The 11,289-nt window shown below is 40.1% G+C and carries 11 protein-coding genes; 10 read left to right on the forward strand and 1 reads right to left on the reverse strand.

Annotated elements, in window-relative coordinates; genetic code table 11:
• Window positions 1-106: 106 nt before the first annotated feature.
• The gene (locus A2536_07110) at window positions 107-1,192 is read right to left on the reverse strand and encodes an isocitrate dehydrogenase (protein ID OGF44349.1); all 1,086 of its coding nucleotides are present in this window, start codon (window positions 1,190-1,192) and stop codon (window positions 107-109) included.
• A gap of 499 nt (window positions 1,193-1,691) precedes the next feature.
• Here A2536_07110 and A2536_07115 point away from each other — a divergent pair, with 499 nt between their 5' ends.
• From A2536_07115 to A2536_07160, 10 genes are all read left to right on the forward strand, one after another.
• Window positions 1,692-3,080 (forward strand): 2-isopropylmalate synthase, encoded by a 1,389-nt coding sequence (locus tag A2536_07115; GenBank protein ID OGF44350.1) that lies wholly within the window; start codon window positions 1,692-1,694, stop codon window positions 3,078-3,080.
• 16 nt (window positions 3,081-3,096) lie between these two features.
• Complete coding sequence (locus tag A2536_07120; GenBank protein OGF44351.1) at window positions 3,097-3,996, forward strand: hypothetical protein; 900 nt, start codon at window positions 3,097-3,099, stop codon at window positions 3,994-3,996.
• Entirely contained in the window at window positions 3,993-4,751 is a 759-nt protein-coding gene (locus tag A2536_07125) for a triose-phosphate isomerase (GenBank protein ID OGF44352.1), read from the forward strand. The genes A2536_07120 and A2536_07125 overlap by 4 nt, the downstream gene beginning before the upstream one ends.
• A gap of 27 nt (window positions 4,752-4,778) precedes the next feature.
• Entirely contained in the window at window positions 4,779-5,237 is a 459-nt protein-coding gene (locus tag A2536_07130; protein OGF44353.1) for a preprotein translocase subunit SecG, read from the forward strand.
• A 222-nt stretch (window positions 5,238-5,459) separates the two neighbouring features.
• Window positions 5,460-7,058 (forward strand): peptide-binding protein, encoded by a 1,599-nt coding sequence (locus tag A2536_07135; protein OGF44359.1) that lies wholly within the window; start codon window positions 5,460-5,462, stop codon window positions 7,056-7,058.
• Window positions 7,059-7,220: 162 nt separating this feature from the next.
• On the forward strand, window positions 7,221-7,955 hold the full coding sequence (locus A2536_07140) for a spore coat protein (GenBank protein ID OGF44354.1): 735 nt from the start codon (window positions 7,221-7,223) through the stop codon (window positions 7,953-7,955).
• Between the two features lie 228 nt (window positions 7,956-8,183).
• Window positions 8,184-8,639 carry a dTDP-4-dehydrorhamnose 3,5-epimerase gene (locus A2536_07145; GenBank protein OGF44355.1) on the forward strand — a complete coding sequence of 152 codons (456 nt, stop codon included), beginning with the start codon at window positions 8,184-8,186 and terminating at the stop codon, window positions 8,637-8,639.
• 244 nt (window positions 8,640-8,883) lie between these two features.
• Complete coding sequence (locus A2536_07150) at window positions 8,884-9,837, forward strand: dTDP-glucose 4,6-dehydratase (protein ID OGF44356.1); 954 nt, start codon at window positions 8,884-8,886, stop codon at window positions 9,835-9,837.
• A complete protein-coding gene (locus tag A2536_07155; GenBank protein ID OGF44357.1) occupies window positions 9,834-10,700 on the forward strand; it encodes a dTDP-4-dehydrorhamnose reductase in 867 nt (288 codons plus the stop codon). Before A2536_07150 ends, A2536_07155 begins: the two co-directional genes overlap by 4 nt.
• Complete coding sequence (locus tag A2536_07160) at window positions 10,697-11,179, forward strand: hypothetical protein (protein OGF44358.1); 483 nt, start codon at window positions 10,697-10,699, stop codon at window positions 11,177-11,179. The genes A2536_07155 and A2536_07160 overlap by 4 nt, the downstream gene beginning before the upstream one ends.
• Window positions 11,180-11,289: the final 110 nt, after the last annotated feature.

Consider the following 11,289-nt stretch of genomic DNA (forward strand, 5'->3'; position numbering starts at 1 on the left):
CACCAGTGCGATACATGGCTTGCTCCTTTGGAGTGAATATGCCATATTATATCATGTTAGTAATTTAATTGCGACACAGTCTGCATTAGTCACTAGTCAGTAGTACTTACTTTTTAAGTTCTTTAATAATCGCTTCTCCCATTTCCTTAGTTCCTACCGCTGTCGGATCATTTCTGTCCGGTTTCATATCGTATGTCACATCTTTGCCTGTTATGATCACTTTCATTACGGCGTTTTCAAGTCTTTCTGCGGCTTTTACTTCTCCGAGGTGTTTAAGCATTAGCATACCGGAGAGGATGAGAGCAACAGGGTTGACTTTATTTAAACCCTTATACTTTGGCGCGCTTCCGTGCGTGGCTTCAAATACAGCCATGCCGTTGTCGCCGATGTTTGCTCCGGGTGCTACTCCAAGCCCGCCGACCAATCCGGCGCAGAGATCAGAGAGTATATCGCCGTAAAGATTGGGAAGGACGAGAACATCGTAAAGCTCCGGTTTTTGCACCAGCTGCATGGTCATGTTGTCTACGATAACATCGTTAAATTCAATCTGCGGATATTTTTTTGCTATGGCTCTGGCTGTTGCCAAGAATAACCCGTCTGTAAATTTCATAATGTTGGCTTTATGAATGGCTGAAACTTTCTTTCTTTTATTTGCTACTGCATATTGAAATGCGTATTCGACGATCTTTTCTGTTCCTGAAACGGAGATAGGCTTGATGCTTATTCCGGAATCATCCTTGATCTTTTTACCTCCGAGTTCTTTAATGGTGTTGATGAGTTTTTGTGTTTCAGCTTTTCCTTTTTCAAATTCAATACCGGCATAAAGGTCTTCAGTGTTCTCGCGAACTATCACCAGGTCTATATTGTTGTATTTTGAGCGCACTCCGGGATAACTTTTGCACGGACGAACGCAGGCATAAAGTCCCAGCTGCTGGCGGAGGGCTACATTGACAGAGCGAAATCCCGTGCCGACAGGTGTGGTGACGGGTGCCTTAAGCGCCACTTTATTTTTTCTGCATGATTCAAGTGTCTTTTCCGGAAGGGGAGTTCCTTCTTTCGCCATTACATCTATACCCGCTTCGACTTCCTCCCAGTTAATCTTAACTCCTGTTGCATCTATTACCTTTTGCGTAACCTTTGCGATCTCCGGCCCAATTCCATCCCCCAAGATCAATGTTACATTATGAGACATATTGTGAACTCCTTTTTACAAGCCTTTTAAAATCAGTACTATTAGCTAATATAAAATAATAACATAAAACAATGAGTCTTCTCAATTGTTTTATTAACACTGTTTTAAATCCTTGATAACTATATTTTTTTCTGTATAATTAATTGAAAGCAGCAATAAAAAACCCGGAATTTAAGACTTTGAATGTCTCTAGATTTTCAAAGGAAATATTAGAATCTAACTAAATACGTTTATTCTATCTGTGCCATCGTTTTTCTTATCCGTGTCATCAGCCCGAAATACAAAATATATCAGTTTCTATATTTTACAAGTTATTCGTAGTCCACTTTTCGATTTTAAATCTATTGAAAACAGTCCACTTTTGGATTTTAATTGGCACAGGGCAGATTTCGAGCTTGATAAAAACACGCTTAAAATGTTACAATAATACGTTAAATTTGTTTATTATTCAATAGTATTGACTGTTTGCAGTTAAGTATTGAATTTAGAGGAGTTATGCATGCTAAAATATAATAAATTAACAAAAACACTTGAACAAGACGAGTTTACGTATTCTTTGCAGGATCCTGATGTTCCTAATTTATACAGGGATATTTACTCTTATGGCTCTATACCCAAGATACCTTTTAATCACAGAGTAGTTCCTATGAATCCGCCTGAAGAGATCTGGATAACTGATACGACTTTCAGGGACGGTCAGCAGTCAATGCCGCCTTTTACAGTAAAGCAAATTGTTGATGTTTTTGATATGCTGCACAAATTAAGCGGGCCCAAAGGGATAATCCGCCAGACGGAGTTTTTCCTCTATACCGAAAAAGACAGGAAAGCAGTTGAGAAATGCATGGAAAAAGGTTATAAATTTCCCGAGATTACAGGTTGGATACGGGCGGTTAAAGAAGATTTTAAATTAGTTAAAGAGATGGGGCTTAAAGAAACAGGTATTTTAACTTCTGTTTCTGATTATCATATATTCCTGAAACTAAAAAAGAAACGCAGTCAGGCAATGAAGGGTTATCTTGATATAGTCAGCGCAGCTCTTGAACAGGGAATTGTACCGCGCTGTCATTTTGAAGATATTACAAGAGCTGACTTTTATGGTTTTGTCGTACCGTTTGTTCAGGAACTTATGAAGCTTTCCAGAGATGCAAAGATCCCTGTTAAGATCCGGGCTTGCGATACTTTGGGTTACGGAGTTACTTATCCGGGAGTCGCGCTTCCCAGGAGCGTAAAAGGTATAGCGCACGGACTTTCTAAAATTGCAGGTGTTCCGAGCGAGTGGCTTGAATGGCACGGACATAATGATTTTTATAAAGGAGTGATCAACGCTTCGACCGGCTGGTTGTACGGTATTTCTGCAGCCAATGGAGCTTTACTCGGGATAGGTGAGCGTACCGGAAATACACCTATAGAATCAATGCTAATAGAATACCAGCAGATTCGCGGTTCTGAAAACGGAATGGACACTACGGTAATTACGGACATTGCCAATTATTTCGAAAAAGAGATCGGTTACAAGATTCCGGGCAATACACCTTTTGTCGGCTCAAAATTTAATGTTACTAAAGCCGGTATTCATGCGGACGGGATAATGAAAGATGAGGAAATTTACAATATTTTTGATACCCGGAAGATCTTAAAGAGGGATATTGATGTGGAGATTACCGATAAATCCGGTTTGGCCGGTGTTGCTTTCTGGATTAATTCAAGATTACATCTTGAAGGCGGTACAAAAGTAGGCAAGGACCATCCGGCTGTTAAATCTATAAAATGCTGGATAGATGCAGAGTATGGCGCGGATAGAACCACTTCTATCGCTGAGTCGGAAATGTGGCTTCAGATAGAGCAGCATCTTCCGGAGCTTTTTAATAAAGAGAATAAGAAAAAGTAAATTTAGCGGAGAGTTAATGCAGGACATTGTCAAACTTTTAAAAAATAAAGTGCTGGTTTGTGACGGGGCTATGGGTACCATGCTTCAAAAGTACGGTCTATCGGCGGGAGAATGCCCGGAATATTGGAATTTAACACAAGCCGAAAAACTTGTAGCTGTGCATAAAGAATATCTCGAGGCCGGCGCGGATATTATTATTACGAATACTTTCGGAGCGAGCAGTTTAAAGCTGAGCAAGTTTAATCTGGAAGGAAAGCTCAGGGAGATAAACATTTCAGGCGCTGCAAATGCGAAAGCTGCGGTAAAGAAATCCGGCAGGGATGTTTATGTCGCCGGGGATATCGGACCTACAGGTTCTCTTCTCGAACCTCTCGGATTTTTAAAGATCGAGGAAGCTTATGAAGCTTTTAAAGAACAGGCGCTGGCCTTGCAAGAGGGCGGAGTTGATCTGATAATTATAGAGACTATGATAGCTGTTGAGGAAACAGTGGCGGCTGTCAGGGCGGTAAAAGAAAACACAAAATTGCCCGTGATTGCGTGTATGACTTTTGATGTGCAAGCTAACAAGGATATAAGAAGTGTAATGGGTGTGGATATCGAGACTATGGTAACGGAACTTACGAACGCAGGCGCTGATATTCTCGGGTCTAATTGCGGGAACGGCGTGGAACAAATGGTAGAGGTAATTAAGGCTCTGAGAAGTAAAACCGGTAAACCGCTGATTGCGGAACCGAATGCGGGATTACCAAAACTTAAAGACGGAGTGATCAGTTATGACGGAACTCCGGAGATGCTGGCTTCTTTTACGGAGGCTTTGCTGTCTGCGGGTGCGAATATTATCGGCGGGTGCTGCGGGACAGCGCCGGAACATATAAAACAGATTAAAAATCAGATTGAAAGGAGAAACAAGAAATGAGAAAGGCGATTATTGCGGGTAACTGGAAGATGAATAAAACGGTAGTGGAGGCGCTGGAGCTGGTCAAAGATCTTAGATTTAAACTTGAAGGTGTTTCAGATGTTGAGGTTGTAGTTTGCCCTCCGTTTTTAGCCGTGTATCCTGTTTATCAGTTTTTGAAAGGCAGCAATATTAAAATTGGCGCTCAGAATTGCTACTTTGAAAAAAAAGGCGCTTTTACCGGAGAGGTCTCCCCGTCAATGCTTAAAGAAGCGGGCTGTACTTATGTGATCCTCGGGCATTCGGAGAGGAGACAGTATTTTAAGGAGACAAACGAATTTATAAATAAAAAAGTCAAGGCCGTACTGGCGGAAGGATTACTGCCAATTATTTGCGTGGGGGAAACACTTGAAGAAAGGGAGAAGAACATCTGGAATGAAGTTATTAAAACCCAGGTAACAGGATGTCTTTCCGGTTTTACCAAAGAGGAAGTTTCCAAGATGGTGCTTGCTTATGAGCCGGTATGGGCTATCGGCACCGGTAAAGTAGCGAGTAAAGAACAGGCGCAGGAAGTTCATAAATTTATCAGAGGGTTGGTGGAAAAGCTTTATGATAAACCTGTCGCGGAAGCTGTCCGGATACAGTACGGCGGCAGCGTGAAGCCTGATAATGTTTCGATTTTAATGAGCGAGCCGGATATTGACGGTGCTTTAGTCGGCGGAGCTGCTCTTGAAGCCGAGTCTTTTGTTAAACTTGTAAAATTTGAGAAAAAGTAAATTTAATATAATGCGGGGGAAATGTAAATGGCTATACTGATAACGGTACTTACGATTCTTCATGTAATTTTGTGTCTGCTTTTGATACTCCTGATTCTATTGCAGTCAGGAAAGGGGTCTGATGTGGGTTCAATGCTTGGCGGAGGGGCCTCACAGACGCTCTTTGGTCCTGCCGGAGGTAAGAATATAATGGTCAGGATAACCACAGTAGTGTCAATATTGATACTTTGCACTACTATTGTTCTGGCTAAACTGCCGAAGATTGCGGGAACCAGTCAAAATAAAATAATTGCCGAACTGCAGAATGAAGCTGCCGGAGCCGCAGGGGTTGTTACTCCGGAAAGAACGGCTCTTGCAAAAGCAGGAAAAAATGTTACGCCTGAGGCTAAATCCGCTACTGTTAAGACTGAAAAAAATCCGGTTACGGTTGTTCCAACTAAATTATTACCTGTTAAAAACTCTGTAACTCAGGAAAAAAAGAAGTAAACTCGAAAATCCCTTGTTGTAATCTGTGTGGCAAGGGCGGAGAATCTTTTTCAGGCCTTTAGTCAGTGGAATCCAGTAGCTTTGGAATCTCTACTAAAGATCCGCCTAATATAACTGGCGGATGTGGAATCTTTTCCAAAAGAAGGTGAAAGTGTGAAAAACGGGACGATTGCTGTTTTGATTGTTTTTCTTCTTGTTATTATCGGTGGTTTTTTTCTTTCAATGAAAATGATCGATGATATTAAGGCTTTCAAGGACAACAGGGGTGTATTCTCTTCCAATAATAAATCTGCTTATGGTGATGTATTTGTTGACTCTTCTATCGGGGATGCTTCAATTTTAAATCCGATACTTTCAACAGATTCTGCTTCCGGTGATATTCATGGACTAATTTTTAATGGTTTGGTCAAATACGATAAAAAACTGAAGCTTATTGGCGACCTTGCCGAAACCTGGAAAGTTTCAAAAGATAATTTGACTATTACTTTTTATCTGAAAAAAAATATCAGATGGCAGGACGGCCTTCCTTTTACTGCGGCTGATGTGGAGTTTACTTATCAAAAACTGACAGATCCAAAGACCAAAAGTCCGTATAAGAGCGGTTTTGAACTTGTGAAAAAATTCGAAGTTATAGATGAGTTTACTATTCAAATTACCTATGGTGTTCCCTTTGCTCCGGCGCTGGAAAACTGGGGAATGGGAATTCTTCCGAAACATATCCTGGAGAAGGTGGATATTAATACAGCTGCATTTAATTCAAAGCCGACAGGTACCGGGCCTTTTAAATTTGAAGATTGGAGCAGAGGTGAGAGAATAAGGCTTAAAGCAAACGAAACTTATTATGACGGGAGGCCTTTTCTTGATAAAGTCCTGTGCCGGATAATTCCTGATCAGGCTACGCAGTTATTGGAATTGAAATCCGGAGGGATTGACTCTATGGGTTTGACCTCCGATATGTATGTAACCCTTACAAAAGACCCTGCCTTTACCTCTAAATATAACACCTATAAATATATCGGTTTTAATTATACCTACCTGGGTTTTAATCTGAAGAACCCGCTGTTTGCCGATAAAAATATCAGGAAGGCGATTGCTTACGGGATAAATAAAAAAGAGATAATTGACGGAGTATTGCTGGGTTATGGAGTTGAAGCTACCGGACCGTTTTTACCCCGGTCCTGGGCTTATAATAAAGATGTAAAAAAAATGGAGTACAATCCTGAAAAAGCAAAATTATTACTCAAAGATGCCGGCTGGGAAGACACAGATAAAGACGGTATTCTTGAGAAAAACGGTAAAAAATTCGAGTTTATGTTAATGACAAACCAGGGTAATAAAGGCCGTGAATTGGTTACCCAGATGATCCAGCAAAATCTTAAAAAGCTTGGGGTTAAGGTTAACATAAGAATAATAGCCTGGAGTTCGTTTATTAATGAATTTGTTGATAAAAAGAAATATGATGCTATAGTTATGGGCTGGCAGCTGTCTCCGGATCCTGATATTTATGATATATTTCATTCGTCAAAGACAGGAGAAAAAGAGTATAATTTTGTGTCTTATAAAAACCCGGAGGTTGATAAACTTTTAATTGAAGGGCGGACCACCTATGAAATTGAAAAACGAAAAAAAGCTTACAATAAGATACATGAAATAATTGCCGATGATCTTCCTTATGTTTTTATTTATGTTCCTGAATCAATTGTAGCTGTGGATAAGAGATTTCAGAATATTGCTGTAGAGCCGGCAGGAATTAAATATAATTTTGAAAAATGGTTCGTTCCGAAGGAAGCACAGAAATATAGAACGGAAATGCAGAAATAATAATGACTAAGTACTAATGACTAGTGACTATTTAAGGTGGCGTGGAAAAACACACGCGTTGATTATATAAATGTCTAATAAATAACGGCGAGGGTTTTCTCGCCTTCATTAAATAGTCATTAGTCACTAGTAAATAGTAATTTTCTTTAAAGGGGGCTTTTTATGAAAGGAATAATTTTGGCAGGTGGTCTGGGTACTCGTCTTTCTCCGCTTACAAGGATAACGAATAAGCACTTATTGCCGGTTTATGATAAACCGATGATTTTTTATCCTATTCAGACTCTGGTGGATGCGGGAATTACGGATATAATGCTGATTGTTGGTGGCAATAACGCAGGGGATTTTTTAAGGCTGCTCGGGAATGGAAAGGATTTTGGATTAAAACATATCAATTATGCTTATCAAAAGGGTGAGGGCGGTATAGCCGACGCTCTTGCGCTGGCTGAACATTTTTCGGAAGGCGAAAAAGTGCTTGTAATGCTCGGAGATAACCTTATCGGAGGTAACATTAAAGATGCTGTATCCGAATTTGAAAAAAGCAAAAAGGGCGCAAAGATAATCCTTAAAGAGGTTCCGGATCCGGAGAATTACGGTGTGCCGGTGTTTAAGAACGGCAAAATTATAAATATAATAGAAAAACCAAAAAACCCGCCGTCGAACTACGCGGTAATCGGTATTTATATGTTTGATAACGAGGTGTTTAAGATAATAGGAAAATTAAAACCTTCACAAAGAGGGGAGCTTGAGATCACGGATGTAAATAATATGTACCTTAAAAAAGGCCAGTTAAGCCACAGTATTCTTGAAGGCTGGTGGGCCGATGCCGGTTCGTCCATCGAAGGCTGGTTCGAAACAAATAAAACGGTTGCTCTTTATGGAGCGAACAAGAAAGGATAAAAACAGGTGCTAGGCTCTGGGCACTGGGTTCTAGGTTTGCATTAAAGAGTTTTAAATTTAATAATACCACATTAGTGTGAGACGTTATCTCGTTATGGAAACGAAAGTTTACATGTATATATCTTTCCTAACGAGAAAAGCTTTGCTTATAGACCTTTACGGACTTTTAAAGACTTTTATGGACAGCTTTCAGTCTGTATCGGGCAATTATTTTTCAAAGGAGTGATTATGATCGAAGGCGTAAAGATAAAAAAACTTAAAGTTATTCCGGACGAACGCGGCCGTTTGATGGAGATGCTTCGTAGTGACGATGAAGTTTTTGAGAAGTTCGGACAGGTTTATATGACTACGACGATGCCCGGAGCCGTAAAGGCGTGGCATTATCATAAATTGCAGAACGATAACTTTGTATGCGTAAAGGGCATGGCAAAGGTTGTACTTTTTGACAGCAGAAAAGGTTCGAAAACAAACGGTGAAATAAATGAGTTTTTCATCGGGGAACACAATCAGATCCTTCTGCAAATACCAAAAATGGTCTTTCACGGTTTTAAATGCGTCAGCGAAAATGAATGTATCATCATTAACTGTCCGACGGAAAGATATAATTACAAAAAGCCGGACGAGTACCGTCTCCCCGCTTATACAAAAAAAATAAAGTACAACTGGGCAAGAAAAGACGGGTAAAAGAAAATTACAATTGACGAATGACAATTGACAATTTATTGAAGGCGGAATGAAACCCTCCGCCGAATATTATAATACCACATTAGTGTGAGACGTTATCTCGTTATGGAAACGAAAGTTTACATGTATATATCTTTCCTAACGAGAAAAGCTTTGCTTGTAGACGTTTACGGACTTTTATAGACTTTTAGACGTTTTTAAAGTTTGTATCAGTGGAATCGTATTTAAAAAAGGAGAGTGCACAATGAAGATCTTAGTCACCGGCGGGGCGGGGTTTATTGGGAGCAATTTTATACGTTATATGCTGTTAAAGTATAAAAATTATTCTATTGTTAACCTGGATAAGCTTACTTATGCGGGGAATCCTGATAATCTGAAGGATCTGGAGAAGAACCCGAGATATAAGTTCATAAAAGGGGATATATGCGACCCTCTCGCAGCGACAAAGGCGATGCGTAACTGCGAAGCGGTAATAAATTTTGCGGCGGAATCCCATGTGGACAGGTCTATTTCCAAGCCTTCAGATTTTGTAAGGACTAATTTTATGGGCGTTCATAACATGCTGGAAACAGCAAAGAAGAATAATATAAAAAAATTTATACAGATAAGTACGGATGAAGTGTACGGCAGCGCTTTAAAAGGCGCTTTTACGGAGACGGACCATCTTAATCCTTCAAGTCCTTATTCTTCTAGCAAAGCCGGAGCAGATCTTCTGGCAAAGTCTTATTTTACGACGTTTGGTTTTCCTGTTATCATTACAAGAAGTTCAAATAATTATGGACCTTATCAGTATCCGGAAAAACTTATCCCTCTTTTTATCTCCAATGCGTCCATGAATTATAATTTGCCTGTTTACGGTACGGGAAAAAATGTTAGGGACTGGATATATGTTGAAGATAATTGTCTCGGTATTGATATAGTCCTGCATAAAGGAAAAGCCGGGGAAATCTATAATATCGGAGGCGGGAACGAAAAAACTAATCTGGAGATAACTTCGCTCATTTTGAAATATACGGAAAAGCCAAAGACGCTTATTACTTATGTAAAAGACCGGTTGGGTCATGATTTTAGATATGCCCTGGATACAAGCAAGTTGAAAAAGCTGGGTTTTAAGCCGGAATATACTTTTGAAGCAGGGATAAAAAAGACAGTGGAGTGGTATTTGAAGAATAAAGCGTGGTGGCTTAAACTGGGATGAGAATACTTCTGATTGGCGCGGGCGGTATGCTGGCTCGCGACATAATCAAGGTCTTTGACAGAGATGAGATAATCGTCTCTGACCTAAAAGCTGTAGGAGATAGGCCTACTTTTATCACGGATATTACAAAATACGGTGAAGTTAAAGAACTTTTGCATAAAGTAAGGCCGGGGCTTCTTATTAATGCCTCTGCTTACACCGATGTTGACGGCTGTGAAGATGATGTGGACCTTGCCTACTCTGTAAACGCCAAGGGTCCCGAGAATCTGGCAATTGCCTGTAAGGAATACAGGATTAAAATGGTGCATATCAGCACTGACTATATCTTTGACGGAAATGCAACTGTTCCATATAAAGAAACGGATTTCCCGAGCCCTGCCGGAATGTACGGAAAATCAAAACTTGCAGGGGATATATTTATAGCTAAAAACCTGAAGGAAAGATATATTTTAAGAACGGCTCTCCTTTACGGGATTAACAGGGATAATTTTGTCAGTAAGATCTATGCAAAGATAAAGAACAATGAACCGGTTACGGTTCCTGATGATATGATTGGTTCTCCTACCTGGACTGTTGAACTTGCCAGGATGATCAAGGGAATATACCGCACGCATAAATTCGGGACTTATAACGCCGTTAATACCGGATATTGTTCAAGGTATGAGTGGGCTCAGAAAATATCTAAACTATCAGGAATAAAAGCAGATATAACCCCGATAAAGTCGTCGACTTTGAAAACAAAGGCTAAACGCCCGTTATTTTCCGCTCTGGATAATTCAAAACTCCGGGCTATTGTCCCTGGGATACTTTCCTGGCAGGATGCGTTAAACGGTTTTATATCGGAATTAAAAGAAAAAAAATGAAGGACTCTTTAACACGCGCTAGAAATTATGTTTACTGGTTGATCTCCAAACAAAGCCGTACCAAAAAAGAGCTGCTCGATAAACTTAAAAGAAAAGAGTATGAAGATAATGTTGTTTCCAAAGTAATAAAAGAAGCTGAAGAAAACGGGTTGATAAATGACAAGCGTTACGCTTTGGCCTACGCTTCTGACAGGATGAACTTCTTCAAATCCGGGAAGAATCTTGTGAGGATGAAGCTTCAGCAAAAAGGCGTAGAAAAACCTCTGATTGAAGCTGCTATTGAAAGCGTCTACAAAGATGTCGACGAATATGCTCAAGCTTTGGATCTTGGAAAGCGGCGCGCTCGTTCATACAGGAAATTAGAAAAACAGGTAATAGCCAGGCGCCTTACGAGCTACATAGTGAGAAGAGGCTTTTCGTTTGATACGGCGATTAAGGTTACGAAAACTTTGCTTAAAGATGTTCAATATGAGGAATAGGCTTTTGTCTTGCCGGGTAGTCTTATGTGGAAGCCTGCATACTGTAAGAATGACTAATTCAGACTGTGTCGCAATTAAATTACTAACATGATATAATATGGCATATTCAC

Source organism: Candidatus Firestonebacteria bacterium RIFOXYD2_FULL_39_29, assembly GCA_001778375.1.
Lineage (GTDB): Bacteria > Oederibacteriota > D2-FULL-39-29 > D2-FULL-39-29 > D2-FULL-39-29 > D2-FULL-39-29.

Bases quoted from the DNA above. Each gene is read 5' to 3' on its own strand.
- A2536_07115 (OGF44350.1), top strand. From the start codon at position 1,692: ATGCTAAAATATAATAAATTAACAAAAACACTTGAACAAGACGAGTTT.
- A2536_07135 (OGF44359.1), top strand. From the start codon at position 5,460: ATGAAAATGATCGATGATATTAAGGCTTTCAAGGACAACAGGGGTGTA.
- A2536_07130 (OGF44353.1), top strand. From the start codon at position 4,779: ATGGCTATACTGATAACGGTACTTACGATTCTTCATGTAATTTTGTGT.
- A2536_07160 (OGF44358.1), top strand. From the start codon at position 10,697: ATGAAGGACTCTTTAACACGCGCTAGAAATTATGTTTACTGGTTGATC.
- A2536_07155 (OGF44357.1), top strand. From the start codon at position 9,834: ATGAGAATACTTCTGATTGGCGCGGGCGGTATGCTGGCTCGCGACATA.
- A2536_07140 (OGF44354.1), top strand. From the start codon at position 7,221: ATGAAAGGAATAATTTTGGCAGGTGGTCTGGGTACTCGTCTTTCTCCG.
- A2536_07120 (OGF44351.1), top strand. From the start codon at position 3,097: ATGCAGGACATTGTCAAACTTTTAAAAAATAAAGTGCTGGTTTGTGAC.
- A2536_07125 (OGF44352.1), top strand. From the start codon at position 3,993: ATGAGAAAGGCGATTATTGCGGGTAACTGGAAGATGAATAAAACGGTA.
- A2536_07145 (OGF44355.1), top strand. From the start codon at position 8,184: ATGATCGAAGGCGTAAAGATAAAAAAACTTAAAGTTATTCCGGACGAA.
- A2536_07150 (OGF44356.1), top strand. From the start codon at position 8,884: ATGAAGATCTTAGTCACCGGCGGGGCGGGGTTTATTGGGAGCAATTTT.
- A2536_07110 (OGF44349.1), bottom strand. From the start codon at position 1,192: ATGTCTCATAATGTAACATTGATCTTGGGGGATGGAATTGGGCCGGAG.